At 54.1% G+C, this 14514-nt stretch carries 13 protein-coding genes; all 13 read left to right on the top strand.

The window, feature by feature from the left end; translation table 11 throughout:
* Positions 1–9 precede the first annotated feature (9 nt).
* The 13 genes from amiB to QEN31_RS20985 all read left to right on the top strand — a co-directional run bounded on the left by amiB (position 10) and on the right by QEN31_RS20985 (position 14505).
* Positions 10–1329: an N-acetylmuramoyl-L-alanine amidase AmiB gene (gene amiB / locus QEN31_RS21045; RefSeq protein WP_000640362.1), complete on the top strand. Its 1320-nt coding sequence runs from the start codon at positions 10–12 to the stop codon at positions 1327–1329.
* A 9-nt stretch (positions 1330–1338) separates the two neighbouring features.
* Positions 1339–3195 carry a DNA mismatch repair endonuclease MutL gene (gene mutL, locus QEN31_RS21040; protein WP_001122537.1) on the top strand — a complete coding sequence of 619 codons (1857 nt, stop codon included), beginning with the start codon at positions 1339–1341 and terminating at the stop codon, positions 3193–3195.
* Complete coding sequence (gene miaA / locus QEN31_RS21035; RefSeq protein WP_001000734.1) at positions 3188–4138, top strand: tRNA (adenosine(37)-N6)-dimethylallyltransferase MiaA; 951 nt, start codon at positions 3188–3190, stop codon at positions 4136–4138. Before mutL ends, miaA begins: the two co-directional genes overlap by 8 nt.
* Positions 4139–4220: 82 nt before the next feature.
* Positions 4221–4529 (top strand): RNA chaperone Hfq, encoded by a 309-nt coding sequence (gene hfq, locus QEN31_RS21030; RefSeq protein WP_001051875.1) that lies wholly within the window; start codon positions 4221–4223, stop codon positions 4527–4529.
* A gap of 71 nt (positions 4530–4600) precedes the next feature.
* A complete protein-coding gene (hflX, locus tag QEN31_RS21025; RefSeq protein WP_000460338.1) occupies positions 4601–5881 on the top strand; it encodes a ribosome rescue GTPase HflX in 1281 nt (426 codons plus the stop codon).
* Positions 5882–6095: 214 nt separating this feature from the next.
* The gene (gene hflK, locus QEN31_RS21020; RefSeq protein WP_000312505.1) at positions 6096–7355 is read left to right on the top strand and encodes an FtsH protease activity modulator HflK; all 1260 of its coding nucleotides are present in this window, start codon (positions 6096–6098) and stop codon (positions 7353–7355) included.
* A 2-nt stretch (positions 7356–7357) separates the two neighbouring features.
* On the top strand, positions 7358–8362 hold the full coding sequence (gene hflC, locus QEN31_RS21015) for a protease modulator HflC (RefSeq protein ID WP_001232417.1): 1005 nt from the start codon (positions 7358–7360) through the stop codon (positions 8360–8362).
* 78 nt (positions 8363–8440) lie between these two features.
* A complete protein-coding gene (locus QEN31_RS21010; RefSeq protein ID WP_001089290.1) occupies positions 8441–8638 on the top strand; it encodes a DUF2065 domain-containing protein in 198 nt (65 codons plus the stop codon).
* 102 nt (positions 8639–8740) lie between these two features.
* Entirely contained in the window at positions 8741–10039 is a 1299-nt protein-coding gene (gene purA, locus QEN31_RS21005; protein WP_000527972.1) for an adenylosuccinate synthase, read from the top strand.
* Between the two features lie 206 nt (positions 10040–10245).
* Positions 10246–10671 carry a nitric oxide-sensing transcriptional repressor NsrR gene (gene nsrR / locus QEN31_RS21000; protein ID WP_001177632.1) on the top strand — a complete coding sequence of 142 codons (426 nt, stop codon included), beginning with the start codon at positions 10246–10248 and terminating at the stop codon, positions 10669–10671.
* A 37-nt stretch (positions 10672–10708) separates the two neighbouring features.
* Entirely contained in the window at positions 10709–13147 is a 2439-nt protein-coding gene (gene rnr / locus QEN31_RS20995) for a ribonuclease R (protein WP_000076357.1), read from the top strand.
* A 90-nt stretch (positions 13148–13237) separates the two neighbouring features.
* Positions 13238–13969 carry a 23S rRNA (guanosine(2251)-2'-O)-methyltransferase RlmB gene (gene rlmB, locus QEN31_RS20990; protein ID WP_001293274.1) on the top strand — a complete coding sequence of 244 codons (732 nt, stop codon included), beginning with the start codon at positions 13238–13240 and terminating at the stop codon, positions 13967–13969.
* Positions 13970–14100: 131 nt separating this feature from the next.
* Positions 14101–14505, top strand: coding sequence for a YjfI family protein (locus QEN31_RS20985; protein ID WP_000312604.1), 405 nt, complete (start codon positions 14101–14103; stop codon positions 14503–14505).
* The last annotated feature ends 9 nt before the right edge of the window (positions 14506–14514 follow it).

Below are 14514 nucleotides of genomic sequence, written 5' to 3'. Positions count from 1 at the left end.
GGTGGCGGGATGATTTATCGCATCAAAAATGCCGTAATAGCAGCCTTAATCCTGCTGTGCGCGCAGGCGGGCGCCGCCAGTCTCTCTGATATTCAGGTGTCCAACGGCGAGCAGCAGGCGCGCATTACGCTGAGTTTTATCGGCGAGCCGGAATATGCTTACTCACAGGACGGTAAACGGACTGTGGCGCTGGATATCAGGCAGACCGGCGTGATTCAGGGGCTGCCGCTTCAGTTTAGCGGTAACAATCTGGTAAAAACGATCCGTGCTGGAACGCCGAAAGATGCGCAATCTTTACGGTTGCTTGTCGATCTGACGGAAAATGGTAAAACCGAGGCGGTGAAGCGGCAAAACGGCGGCAACTATACGGTCATTTTCACCATTAATGCCGATGTTCCGCCGCCACCGCCGCCTGTCGTCGCGAAACGGGTTGAAAGCGCGCCTCGCCCGACGGAGCCGGCCCGTAATCCGTTTAAATCTTCTGATGATCGCCTGACCGGCGTAACCAGCAGCAATACCGTTACGCGGCCTGCGGCGCGCGCGTCGGCAGGCGCTGGCGATAAAGTGGTGATTGCTATTGATGCCGGACATGGAGGCCAGGACCCCGGCGCGATAGGCCCGGGCGGTACGCGCGAGAAAAATGTCACCATCGCCATCGCGCGTAAGTTACGCACATTACTGAATAACGATCCGATGTTTAAAGGCGTGCTGACGCGTGACGGCGACTATTTTATTTCGGTGATGGGGCGGTCTGATGTGGCGCGTAAGCAAAACGCCAACTTTCTTGTCTCTATTCATGCGGATGCCGCGCCAAATCGCGACGCCACCGGCGCCTCCGTCTGGGTATTGTCCAATCGTCGCGCGAACAGCGAAATGGCAAACTGGCTTGAGCAGCATGAGAAGCAATCCGAACTGTTAGGCGGCGCTGGCGATGTGCTGGCGAACAGTCAGTCAGACCCTTACCTGAGCCAGGCGGTACTGGATTTGCAATTCGGTCATTCGCAGCGGGTAGGGTATGATGTGGCGACGAACGTACTAAGCCAACTCGACGGCGTGGGGTCGCTGCATAAACGCCGCCCGGAACACGCTAGCCTGGGCGTGTTGCGTTCGCCGGATATCCCGTCCATTTTGGTGGAGACGGGCTTTATCAGTAATCACGGCGAAGAGCGATTGCTGGCGAGCGACCGCTATCAGCAGCAGATTGCTGACGCTATATACCGGGGGTTGCGTAAGTACTTTGCAGCGCATCCGATCCAGTCTGCGCCGCAGGGCGGCCCAGGCCAGACGGCCAGTACCAACCAGCCTGGCGCCATAACCGCCGCGAATTAAGGAGATTTCATGCCGATTCAGGTTCTGCCGCCGCAGCTTGCGAACCAAATCGCCGCTGGCGAAGTGGTGGAACGCCCTGCGTCGGTTGTTAAAGAGCTGGTAGAGAATAGTCTGGATGCAGGCGCCACCCGCGTTGATATCGACATCGAGCGTGGCGGCGCGAAGCTTATTCGTATTCGCGACAATGGCTGCGGCATTAAAAAAGAGGAGCTGGCGCTGGCGCTGGCCCGTCATGCCACCAGTAAAATCGCCTCGCTTGACGATCTGGAAGCGATTATCAGTCTGGGATTTCGCGGCGAAGCGCTGGCCAGTATCAGTTCGGTCTCGCGTTTGACGCTAACGTCGCGCACGGCGGAGCAGGCGGAAGCCTGGCAGGCGTATGCGGAAGGGCGCGATATGGACGTGACGGTAAAACCCGCCGCGCACCCGGTCGGCACCACCCTGGAAGTTCTGGATCTCTTTTACAATACGCCCGCCCGGCGCAAATTCATGCGTACCGAAAAAACGGAATTTAATCACATCGATGAGATCATCCGTCGTATTGCATTGGCCCGTTTTGACGTCACGCTTAACCTGTCGCACAACGGCAAATTGGTACGGCAGTATCGCGCTGTCGCAAAGGACGGGCAAAAAGAGCGCCGGTTAGGCGCCATCTGCGGCACGCCGTTTCTCGAACAGGCACTGGCGATCGAGTGGCAGCATGGCGATCTGACCCTGCGCGGCTGGGTCGCCGATCCGAATCACACCACCACGGCGTTAACGGAGATCCAGTACTGTTATGTGAATGGCCGCATGATGCGCGACCGCTTGATCAACCATGCCATTCGCCAGGCCTGTGAAGATAAACTGGGCGCGGACCAACAGCCTGCGTTTGTGCTGTATCTGGAGATTGACCCGCATCAGGTGGATGTCAATGTTCATCCCGCCAAGCACGAAGTGCGTTTTCATCAATCCCGGCTGGTGCACGACTTCATCTATCAAGGGGTGCTGAGCGTTCTGCAACAGCAGACGGAAACGGCGCTGCCGCTGGAGGAGATTGCGCCAGCGCCGCGGCATGTCCCGGAAAACCGTATCGCCGCCGGGCGCAACCATTTTGCTGTACCCGCCGAGCCAACTGCGGCGCGCGAGCCCGCGACACCGCGTTATTCCGGCGGCGCATCGGGCGGTAACGGCGGGCGTCAGTCCGCAGGTGGTTGGCCGCACGCGCAGCCAGGTTATCAGAAGCAGCAGGGCGAGGTTTATCGCACGCTTTTACAGACGCCGACGGCGAGCCCCGCGCCGGAGTCGGTTACGCCTGCGCTTGACGGACATAGCCAGAGTTTCGGTCGCGTACTGACAATAGTCGGCGGTGACTGCGCGTTGCTGGAACACGCGGGGACTATCCAGCTCTTGTCGCTACCGGTTGCGGAGCGTTGGCTGCGTCAGGCGCAGCTTACACCGGGTCAAAGTCCGGTTTGCGCGCAGCCGTTGCTGATTCCGCTGCGTTTAAAAGTGAGCGCCGATGAAAAAGCCGCGCTGCAAAAAGCCCAATCTTTGTTGGGAGAATTGGGTATTGAATTTCAGTCAGATGCGCAGCATGTGACCATTCGGGCGGTGCCTTTACCCTTACGACAACAAAATTTACAAATCTTGATTCCTGAACTGATAGGCTACCTGGCGCAACAGACCACATTTGCAACGGTCAATATTGCACAATGGATAGCGCGTAATGTGCAGAGCGAACATCCGCAGTGGTCGATGGCGCAGGCCATATCGCTGCTGGCGGATGTTGAGCGGCTATGTCCGCAGCTGGTAAAAGCGCCGCCGGGTGGCCTGTTACAACCTGTTGATTTACATTCGGCGATGAACGCCCTGAAGCATGAATGATGTAAGCAAGGCGAGCCTGCCTAAGGCGATATTTTTGATGGGGCCGACGGCCTCCGGCAAAACGGCGCTGGCGATAGAACTGCGTAAAGTTTTGCCAGTAGAGTTGATAAGCGTTGATTCCGCCCTCATTTATCGGGGAATGGATATTGGCACGGCTAAGCCGAATGCCGATGAGCTGAAAGCGGCGCCGCATCGACTGTTGGATATACGCGACCCGTCGCAGGCGTATTCGGCGGCGGATTTTCGCCGCGACGCGTTAGCGCAAATGGCGGAGATCACCGCTGCGGGGCGTATCCCGCTGTTAGTGGGCGGTACCATGCTGTATTTTAAGGCATTGCTGGAAGGGTTATCGCCGCTGCCTTCAGCAGATCCGGAAGTCAGATCCCGGATAGAGCAGCAAGCAGCGGAGCTTGGATGGGAGGCGTTGCATCAGCAACTTCAGGAGATAGATCCGGTTGCCGCCGCGCGAATTCATCCAAATGATCCGCAAAGACTTTCCCGGGCACTGGAAGTTTTTTTCATTTCGGGTAAAACTTTAACGGAGCTAACGCAAACGTCAGGAGACGCGCTACCGTACCAGGTGCATCAGTTCGCTATCGCCCCGGCGAGCCGTGAACTGCTCCATCAGCGCATTGAACTGCGTTTTCATCAGATGTTGGCTTCAGGTTTTGAAGCAGAAGTCCGGGCGCTTTTTGCCCGAGGAGATTTGCATACGGACTTGCCTTCCATCCGTTGTGTGGGATACCGCCAGATGTGGTCATACATTGAGGGCGAAATCTCATATGATGAAATGGTTTATAGAGGTGTTTGCGCCACGAGACAGTTGGCGAAGCGCCAGATGACCTGGTTGCGCGGTTGGGAAGGGGTGCGCTGGCTTGACAGTGAGAATCCCGATCGGGCGCGAAAAGAAGTATTACAGGTTGTTGGTGCTATCGCAGACTGAATGTGTACAATTGAGACGTATCGTGCGCAATTTTTCAGAATCGAAAGGTTCAAAGTACAAATAAGCATATAAGGAAAAGAGAATGGCTAAGGGGCAATCTTTACAAGATCCGTTCCTGAACGCATTGCGTCGGGAACGTGTTCCAGTTTCTATTTATTTGGTGAATGGTATTAAGCTGCAAGGTCAAATCGAGTCCTTTGATCAGTTCGTGATCCTGTTGAAGAACACGGTCAGCCAGATGGTTTATAAGCACGCGATTTCTACTGTTGTCCCGTCTCGCCCGGTTTCCCATCACAGCAACAATGCCGGTGGCGGCGCCAGCAATAACTACCATCACGGTAGCAACGCGCAGGGGTCTACTGCGCAACAGGACAGCGAAGAGACTGAATAAGTTCACGCGCTGTTTATCCATGTCGGGGGCGTCGGATAATCGCCCCCGCTGGTTATTAAGAGGGTTTACGCTTGTTTGACCGTTATGATGCCGGTGAGCAGGCGGTACTGGTACACATCTATTTTTCGCAAGACAAAGATATGGAAGACCTCCAGGAGTTTGAATCTCTGGTCTCTTCCGCCGGTGTCGAAGCAATGCAGGTGATTACCGGTAGCCGTAAAGCACCGCACCCGAAGTACTTTGTAGGTGAAGGTAAGGCAGTTGAAATTGCGGAAGCCGTGAAAGCGACTGGCGCAGCGGTCGTATTGTTTGATCATGCATTGAGTCCAGCCCAGGAGCGAAACCTGGAGCGTTTGTGCGAGTGCCGGGTTATCGATCGCACCGGTCTTATCTTAGATATTTTTGCCCAACGTGCGCGTACCCATGAAGGTAAGTTGCAGGTTGAGCTGGCGCAGCTACGCCATCTGGCTACGCGTCTGGTGCGTGGCTGGACCCACCTTGAACGTCAGAAAGGCGGGATTGGTTTGCGCGGTCCGGGTGAAACCCAGCTCGAAACCGACCGTCGTTTACTGCGTAATCGCATTGTGCAGATTCAGTCGCGCCTGGAGAAAGTTGAGAAGCAACGTGAGCAGGGGCGGCAGTCGCGCATCAAGGCCGACGTTCCGACGGTATCGCTGGTGGGCTATACCAACGCCGGAAAATCCACCCTTTTTAATCAGATCACTGAAGCGCGGGTCTATGCGGCAGATCAGCTATTTGCGACGCTGGACCCCACATTACGTCGTATTGATGTAGCGGATGTCGGTGAAACCGTTCTGGCGGATACGGTAGGCTTTATCCGCCATTTACCGCACGATCTGGTGGCTGCCTTTAAAGCTACCCTGCAGGAGACGCGTCAGGCGACGCTGCTGCTGCATGTGGTCGATGCGGCGGATGTTCGTGTGCAGGAAAACATCGAGGCGGTAAACACCGTTCTTGAAGAGATTGACGCTCACGAAATCCCCACCTTAATGGTGATGAACAAAATCGATATGCTGGACGACTTTGAACCGCGTATCGACAGAGATGAAGAGAATAAACCCATCCGCGTTTGGCTTTCAGCGCAAAGCGGCGTGGGAATACCACAGCTTTTTCAGGCTTTGACGGAGCGTCTTTCCGGCGAGGTGGCGCAGCATACGCTGCGTTTGCCGCCGCAGGAAGGGCGTCTGAGAAGCCGGTTTTATCAGCTTCAGGCAATAGAAAAAGAGTGGATGGAGGAAGACGGTAGCGTCAGTCTGCAGGTACGAATGCCGATTGTCGACTGGCGTCGCCTCTGTAAACAAGAACCGGCGTTGATCGAATACGTGATCTAGACGCGAAGTCATTCAGGTCGTATTGAGGCGGTAGCTGAGAGAATCTCAGGAGCTCACAACGAAGTGACCTGGGGTAAAAAAGCCGCCACTCAAGACGCAGCCTGAAAGATGATGTCTGTAACGGCGGTTCGTCTGAAGCATGGAGTAATTTCGCCTTATCCTCTGAGGTCGAAAGACAACGGGGATCACCGCATAACAAATATGGAGCACAAACATGGCGTGGAATCAGCCCGGTAATAACGGACAGGACCGCGACCCGTGGGGAAGCAGCAAACCTGGCAGCAACTCTGGGGGAAATGGAAACAAAGGTGGCCGCGATCAGGGACCTCCCGATCTGGATGATATCTTCCGTAAGCTGAGTAAAAAACTCGGTGGTTTTGGGGGCGGTAAAGGCACCGGTTCCGGCGGCGGTAGCTCATCGCAAGGCCCACGTCCGCAACTGGGAGGCCGTATTGTCGCCATCGCCGCGGCGGCAGTAGTCATTATCTGGGCGGCCAGCGGTTTTTATACCATTAAAGAAGCCGAGCGCGGCGTTGTGACGCGTTTTGGTAAATTCAGCCATCTGGTAGAGCCAGGTCTGAACTGGAAGCCGACATTTATTGACGACGTCACGCCGGTGAACGTCGAAGCGGTGCGCGAACTGGCGGCGTCAGGCGTGATGCTGACGTCTGATGAAAACGTCGTGCGCGTTGAAATGAACGTGCAATACCGCGTCACCGATCCGCAGAAATATCTGTTTAGCGTGACCAGCCCGGACGATAGCCTGCGTCAGGCCACCGACAGCGCGCTGCGTGGCGTCATTGGTAAATACACGATGGATCGCATCCTGACCGAAGGTCGTACCGTTATTCGTAGCGATACCCAACGCGAGCTGGAAGAGACTATCAAACCGTACAACATGGGGATTACCCTGCTGGACGTGAACTTCCAGGCTGCGCGCCCGCCGGAAGAGGTGAAAGCCGCCTTTGACGACGCGATTGCCGCACGTGAAAACGAGCAGCAGTACATTCGTGAAGCGGAAGCGTATACCAACGAAGTTCAGCCGCGCGCCAACGGTCAGGCGCAGCGTATTCTGGAAGAGGCACGCGCCTATAAAACCCAGACTATCCTGGAAGCGCAGGGTGAAGTCGCCCGGTTTGCGAAGATTTTGCCGGAATATAAAGCCGCGCCGCAGATTACACGCGAGCGTCTGTATATTGAAACGATGGAAAAAGTGCTGAGCCATACCCGTAAAGTACTGGTTAACGACAAGAGCGGTAATTTAATGGTGCTGCCGTTAGATCAGATGCTGAAAGGCGGGAATGCGCCGGCGGCAAAGAGCGACAATAGCGCCAGCAACCTGCTGCGCCTGCCGCCGTCCACAAAGTCTAACGCCAGCGGAGCAAGCAACACGTCGTCCTCAAATCAGGGCGATATTATGGACCAACGCCGCGCGAATGCGCAGCGTAACGACTACCAGCGTCAGGGGGAATAACGATGCGTAAGTCAGTTATTGCGATTATCATCATCGTGCTGGTAGTGCTCTACATGTCCGTCTTTGTGGTCAAAGAGGGCGAGCGCGGCATTACGCTGCGTTTTGGTAAAGTTCTGCGTGACGATGAGAACAAACCGCTGGTTTACGCGCCGGGTCTGCACTTTAAGATCCCGTTTATTGAATCAGTGAAAATGCTTGATGCGCGTATCCAGACGATGGATAACCAGGCCGATCGCTTTGTGACTAAAGAGAAGAAAGACCTGATTGTCGACTCCTACATCAAATGGCGTATCAGCGACTTTAGCCGTTACTATCTGGCGACCGGCGGCGGCGATATTTCGCAAGCCGAAGTGCTGTTAAAACGTAAGTTCTCGGACCGTTTGCGTTCTGAGATTGGTCGCCTGGACGTAAAAGACATCGTGACCGATTCTCGTGGTCGTCTGACTCTGGAGGTGCGCGACGCGCTGAACTCCGGTTCAGCCGGTACCGATGATGAAGTAGCGACCCCGGCGGCGGATGACGCGATTGCCGAAGCGGCGGAACGCGTCACGGCGGAAACCAAAGGTAAAGTACCGGTCATCAACCCGAACAGTATGGCGGCGTTGGGTATCGAAGTGGTCGATGTGCGTATTAAGCAGATCAACCTGCCGACCGAGGTTTCTGAGGCGATTTACAACCGTATGCGCGCCGAGCGTGAAGCGGTCGCGCGTCGTCATCGCTCACAAGGTCAGGAAGAAGCGGAAAAACTGCGTGCGGCTGCTGACTATGAGGTGACGAAAACTCTGGCGGAAGCCGAGCGTCAGGGGCGTATCATGCGTGGTGAAGGTGATGCTGAAGCCGCGAAGCTGTTTGCCGACGCGTTCAGCCAGGACCCTGATTTCTACGCGTTCATTCGTAGTCTGCGCGCTTACGAGAAGAGCTTCGAAGGTAATCAGGACGTGATGGTACTGAGCCCGGACAGCGATTTCTTCCGCTACATGAAGACACCGAGTTCGACGACACGCTAAAATAGCGTCAGCGGTTTTAGACCAGCAAAACCACCGCATCCAAAGGATGCCGGTGGTTTTCTTTTATAAGGGCGATAAATGAATTCAACAATCTGGTTGGCGCTTGCTCTGGTATTAGTCCTCGAAGGGCTGGGACCGATGCTGTATCCCGGCGCATGGAAAAAAATGGTTTCGGCACTGGCGCAACTGCCGGAAAATGTTTTACGTCGTTTTGGCGGCGGACTTGTGGTCGCGGGAGTTGTGGTCTACTACATGTTGAGGAAAACGATTGGCTGAGCAAAAAGTGGTCGGATTTGCCGCAGATTGAGTGCAAAAAGTGCTGTATATCTGAAAAAGCGATGGTAGAATCCATTTTTAAGCAAACGGTGATTTTGAAAAATGGGTAACAACGTCGTCGTACTGGGCACCCAATGGGGTGACGAAGGTAAAGGAAAGATCGTCGATCTTCTGACTGAACGGGCTAAATATGTTGTACGCTACCAGGGCGGTCACAACGCAGGCCATACTCTCGTAATCAACGGTGAAAAAACCGTTCTCCATCTTATTCCATCAGGTATTCTTCGCGAGAATGTAACCAGCATCATCGGTAACGGTGTTGTGCTGTCTCCGAGCGCGCTGATGAAAGAGATGAAAGAACTGGAAGACCGTGGCATCCCCGTTCGTGAGCGTCTGCTGCTGTCTGAAGCCTGTCCGCTGATCCTTGATTATCACGTTGCGCTGGATAACGCGCGTGAGAAAGCGCGTGGCGCGAAAGCGATCGGCACCACCGGGCGTGGAATCGGGCCTGCTTATGAAGATAAAGTGGCACGTCGCGGTCTGCGTGTTGGTGACCTTTTCGACAAAGAAACCTTCGCTGAAAAACTGAAAGAAGTGATGGAATATCACAACTTCCAGTTGGTTAACTACTACAAAGCTGAAGCGGTTGATTACCAGAAAGTTCTGGATGATACGATGGCTGTTGCCGACATCCTGACTTCTATGGTTGTTGACGTTTCGGACCTGCTCGACCAGGCGCGTCAGCGTGGCGATTTCGTCATGTTTGAAGGTGCGCAGGGTACCCTGCTGGATATCGACCACGGTACTTATCCGTACGTAACTTCTTCTAACACCACTGCAGGTGGCGTGGCGACCGGTTCCGGCCTGGGCCCGCGTTATGTTGATTACGTTCTGGGTATCCTCAAAGCTTACTCCACTCGCGTAGGTGCGGGTCCGTTCCCGACCGAACTGTTTGATGAAACCGGCGAGTTCCTCTGCAAGCAGGGTAACGAATATGGCGCTACTACCGGCCGTCGTCGTCGTACCGGCTGGCTGGACACCGTTGCCGTTCGTCGTGCGGTACAGCTGAACTCCCTGTCTGGCTTCTGCCTGACCAAACTGGACGTGCTGGATGGCCTGAAAGAGGTGAAACTCTGCGTGGCTTACCGTATGCCGGATGGTCGCGAAGTGACTACCACTCCGCTGGCAGCTGACGACTGGAAAGGTGTAGAGCCGATTTACGAAACCATGCCGGGCTGGTCTGAATCCACCTTCGGCGTGAAAGATCGTAGCGGTCTGCCGCAGGCGGCGCTGAACTACATCAAGCGTATTGAAGAACTGACCGGCGTGCCGATTGATATTATTTCTACCGGCCCCGATCGTACTGAGACGATGATTCTGCGCGACCCGTTCGACGCGTAAATCTGGTACGCCTGGCAGATATTTTGCTTGCCGGGCTAACAGTGTGATACATTGCTGTGTCGGGTAAGCCATTACGCTATCCGACACAGTGTTAAATCCTCGCTTTTTTCCTTCCCCGAACTGAAATAAATTAGCGACACAGCTTGTGGCTGGTTTATCATCAATATAAATGTATTTTTCCCGTTTTCCCTTTTCCTGAGGTTGATGTGCAGTTAACGAGTTTCACCGATTACGGCTTACGTGCGCTAATCTATATGGCGTCGTTACCAGATGGACGAATGACCAGCATTTCTGAGGTGACAGAAGTCTACGGCGTGTCCCGTAATCATATGGTCAAAATTATCAATCAGCTTAGCCGGGCGGGCTTTGTCACCGCCGTTCGGGGAAAAAATGGCGGTATCCGCCTGGGTAAACCGGCTAATACTATTTGTATTGGCGATGTGGTGCGTGAGCTGGAACCCTTATCACTGGTCAACTGTAGCAGCGAATTTTGCCACATCACCCCTGCCTGTCGTCTGAAACAGGCGCTTTCTAAGGCCGTGCAGAGTTTTCTCAAGGAGCTGGATAACTACACGCTTGCCGATTTGGTTGAAGAGAATCAACCGCTTTATAAATTATTACTGGTGGAGTGAAGTAAACTTCATTAGAGATGACAATGGAGGAACCTCAATGTCACAAGATCCTTTCCAGGAACGCGAAGCAGAAAAATACGCGAATCCTATCCCGAGCCGGGAATTTATCCTCGAACATTTAACGAAACGTGAAAAACCGGCCAGTCGCGAAGAACTGGCCGTAGAACTGAATATTGAAGGCGAAGAGCAGCTTGAAGCCTTGCGTCGCCGCCTGCGCGCGATGGAGCGCGACGGACAACTGGTCTTTACCCGCCGCCAGTGCTATGCGCTGCCGGAACGCCTCGACCTGCTGAAAGGCACCGTGATCGGTCATCGTGATGGTTACGGTTTCTTACGTGTCGAAGGCCGCAAAGACGATCTGTATCTTTCCAGCGAGCAAATGAAAACCTGTATTCATGGCGATCAGGTGCTGGCGCAGCCGCTGGGCGCCGATCGTAAAGGTCGCCGCGAAGCGCGTATCGTCCGTGTACTGGTACCGAAAACCAGTCAGATAGTCGGGCGTTATTTCACCGATGCGGGCGTCGGCTTTGTGGTGCCGGACGACAGCCGCCTAAGCTTCGACATTCTTATCCCGCCAGAAGACGTCATGGGCGCGCGGATGGGGTTCGTGGTCGTGGTTGAACTGACCCAACGTCCAACTCGCCGTACTAAAGCGGTAGGGAAAATCGTCGAAGTGCTGGGCGACAATATGGGCACCGGTATGGCGGTTGATATGGCGCTGCGTACCCATGAAATACCTTACATCTGGCCGCAGGCGGTAGAGCAGCAGGTCGCCGGGCTGAAAGAAGAGGTGCCGGAAGAGGCGAAAGTCGGTCGTGTCGATCTGCGCGATTTGCCGCTGGTCACTATTGATGGCGAAGATGCCCGTGACTTTGACGACGCGGTTTACTGTGAGAAAAAACGCGGCGGCGGCTGGCGTTTGTGGGTCGCTATTGCTGACGTGAGCTATTATGTACGGCCGCCAACGCCGCTGGATCGCGAGGCGCGCAATCGCGGCACGTCGGTTTACTTCCCGTCACAGGTTGTCCCAATGTTGCCGGAGGTGCTCTCCAACGGTCTGTGTTCGCTAAACCCGCAGGTTGACAGGCTGTGTATGGTCTGTGAAATGACCATCTCGGCGAAAGGTCGGCTGACCGGCTACAAATTCTATGAAGCGGTGATGAGCTCCCATGCGCGTCTGACCTATACCAAAGTCTGGCATATGCTGCAGGGCGATCAGGATCTGCGTGAACAATATGCGCCGCTGGTGAAGCATATTGAAGAGCTGCACAACCTCTACAAAGTGCTGGATAAAGCGCGTGAAGAGCGCGGGGGGATCTCGTTTGAGAGCGAAGAGGCGAAGTTTATCTTTAACGCCGAACGTCGCATTGAGCGTATCGAACAGACCCAGCGTAATGACGCGCATAAGCTTATCGAAGAGTGCATGATCATGGCGAATATCTCGGCGGCGCGCTTTGTCGAAAAAGCTAAAGAGCCGGCGTTATTCCGTATTCATGATAAGCCCACCACCGAAGCGATCACCTCATTCCGCTCCGTACTGGCGGAGCTGGGGTTGGAGCTGCCGGGCGGAAACAAACCGGAACCGCGCGATTATGCCGAACTGCTTGAATCGATTGCCGACCGGCCGGACGCCGAAATGCTGCAAACTATGCTGCTGCGTTCAATGAAGCAGGCGATTTACGATCCGGAAAACCGCGGGCACTTTGGCCTGGCGTTGCAGTCTTATGCGCACTTTACCTCGCCGATTCGCCGCTATCCGGATCTTTCTTTGCACCGCGCCATTAAGTACCTGCTGGCGAAAGAGCAAGGGAACAAGGGCAACACCACAGAAACGGGCGGTTATCACTACTCGATGGAAGAGATGTTGCAGCTCGGTCAGCACTGTTCGATGGCGGAACGCCGCGCTGATGAAGCGACGCGTGATGTCTCCGACTGGCTGAAATGTGACTTTATGCTGGATCAGGTAGGCAACGTCTTTAAGGGCGTGATTGCCAGCGTCACCGGTTTCGGCTTCTTTGTCCGTCTTGATGAACTGTTTATCGATGGGCTGGTACACGTTTCCTCACTGGATAACGATTACTATCGCTTCGATCAGGTAGGGCAACGTCTGATTGGCGAGTCCGGCGGGCAGACATATCGCCTGGGCGACCGGGTCGAGGTACGCGTCGAAGCGGTGAATATGGACGAACGGAAAATTGACTTTAGCCTGATCTCCAGCGAGCGCGCACCGCGTAACGTCGGCAAAACGGCGCGTGAAAAAGCGAAAAAAGGTGAAAGTAAAAACGCCGGTAAACGTCGTCAGGTAGGTAAAAAAGTTAACTTCGAGCCTGATAGCGCCTTCCGCGGCGAGAAAAAAGCGAAGCCGAAAGCAGCGAAGAAAGACGCGAGAAAAGCAAAAAAGCCATCGGCTAAAACGCAGAAAATAGCCGCAGCGACCAAAGCGAAGCGTGCGGCGAAGAAAAAAGCGGCAGAGTGAGCAATACCCTCTTCAAACAGAAGAGGGTCAATTATCTGTAGGCCGGGCAAGCGTAGCGCCCCCGGCAAAACGTAAACAACGAGTACATTAATGAGCGAAATGATTTACGGCATCCACGCAGTGCAGGCCCTGCTGGAGCGCGCCCCTGAACGTTTTCAGGAAGTCTTTATTTTAAAAGGCCGTGAAGATAAACGTCTGTTGCCGCTGATCCACGCCCTTGAGTCCCAGGGCGTGGTTATCCAGCTGGCAAACCGCCAATATCTCGACGAGAAAAGCGACGGTGCCGTGCATCAGGGTATTATCGCTCGCGTGAAACCAGGCCGGCAGTATCAGGAAAACGATCTGCCGGATCTGATCGCATTACACGATCGCCCTTTTTTGTTGATCCTCGATGGCGTCACCGATCCGCATAATCTTGGCGCCTGTCTGCGCAGCGCCGATGCTGCAGGCGTACATGCGGTAATCGTGCCGAAAGACCGCTCCGCGCAACTTAACGCGACGGCGAAGAAAGTCGCCTGCGGCGCAGCGGAAAGCGTGCCGTTGATCCGCGTCACCAACCTGGCGCGCACGATGCGCATGTTGCAGGAAGAGAATATCTGGATTGTCGGAACGGCGGGCGAGGCTGACCATACGCTGTATCAGAGCAAAATGCCTGGCCGCATGGCGCTGGTCATGGGCGCAGAAGGTGAAGGTATGCGTCGTCTGACCCGTGAGCACTGCGATGAGCTGATCAGCATTCCTATGGCCGGTAGCGTGTCGTCGCTGAATGTCTCTGTGGCGACCGGGATTTGTCTGTTTGAAGCCGTTCGCCAGCGCACCTGATGCTGATAGTATTTTTTAAGAAAAAACCATCCATAATCGGATGGTTTTTTTTTATCTTTGACTGGTAATATAAAAAACAAAACCTACCCTGTAATTTCTTTTATTTATAAAAATGAGATAGAGATAAAAATATGGCATGGACTCCACGGACGCTGGCGGATGCATTAAACAACATCGCCGAATTAGATATTGATATAGAAAATAATGAATCTTCATTAATAATAAAAATGAATGATTATGGCGATTTACCACTGGCGGTTTTATTTACCTCGCAACAAATAGTTATCGAGACTTATATCTGTCCGGTAAATACGATTAGAGATACCGCGGAATTTAATCTTTTCTTGCTGAGAAATCAGAAGGTTTTACCGCTGTCTTCGGTCGGTATTACCCAGGTAAAACAGGAGGAATATTATGTCGCTTTTGGCGCGCTGTCGTTAAATTCGTCGCTTGCCGACGTGATGCTGGAAATCACCACGCTTGTAGAAAATGCGTTGGATATCGCTGAAATAACACAAGTCTATTCACAGGAATAATACAGGCGG

Origin of the sequence: Salmonella sp. SA15303 (genome assembly GCF_029962125.1) — a bacterium.
Classification (GTDB): domain Bacteria; phylum Pseudomonadota; class Gammaproteobacteria; order Enterobacterales; family Enterobacteriaceae; genus Salmonella; species Salmonella enterica.
The sequence above is the reverse complement of the archived record's forward strand: the minus strand, read 5'-3'. Positions and strand labels throughout refer to the sequence as shown.

Coding starts and splice junctions, on each gene's coding strand:
- amiB (WP_000640362.1), top strand. CDS start 10: ATGATTTATCGCATCAAAAATGCCGTAATAGCAGCCTTAATCCTGCTG.
- mutL (WP_001122537.1), top strand. CDS start 1,339: ATGCCGATTCAGGTTCTGCCGCCGCAGCTTGCGAACCAAATCGCCGCT.
- miaA (WP_001000734.1), top strand. CDS start 3,188: ATGAATGATGTAAGCAAGGCGAGCCTGCCTAAGGCGATATTTTTGATG.
- hfq (WP_001051875.1), top strand. CDS start 4,221: ATGGCTAAGGGGCAATCTTTACAAGATCCGTTCCTGAACGCATTGCGT.
- hflK (WP_000312505.1), top strand. CDS start 6,096: ATGGCGTGGAATCAGCCCGGTAATAACGGACAGGACCGCGACCCGTGG.
- hflC (WP_001232417.1), top strand. CDS start 7,358: ATGCGTAAGTCAGTTATTGCGATTATCATCATCGTGCTGGTAGTGCTC.
- QEN31_RS21010 (WP_001089290.1), top strand. CDS start 8,441: ATGAATTCAACAATCTGGTTGGCGCTTGCTCTGGTATTAGTCCTCGAA.
- purA (WP_000527972.1), top strand. CDS start 8,741: ATGGGTAACAACGTCGTCGTACTGGGCACCCAATGGGGTGACGAAGGT.
- rnr (WP_000076357.1), top strand. CDS start 10,709: ATGTCACAAGATCCTTTCCAGGAACGCGAAGCAGAAAAATACGCGAAT.
- rlmB (WP_001293274.1), top strand. CDS start 13,238: ATGAGCGAAATGATTTACGGCATCCACGCAGTGCAGGCCCTGCTGGAG.
- QEN31_RS20985 (WP_000312604.1), top strand. CDS start 14,101: ATGGCATGGACTCCACGGACGCTGGCGGATGCATTAAACAACATCGCC.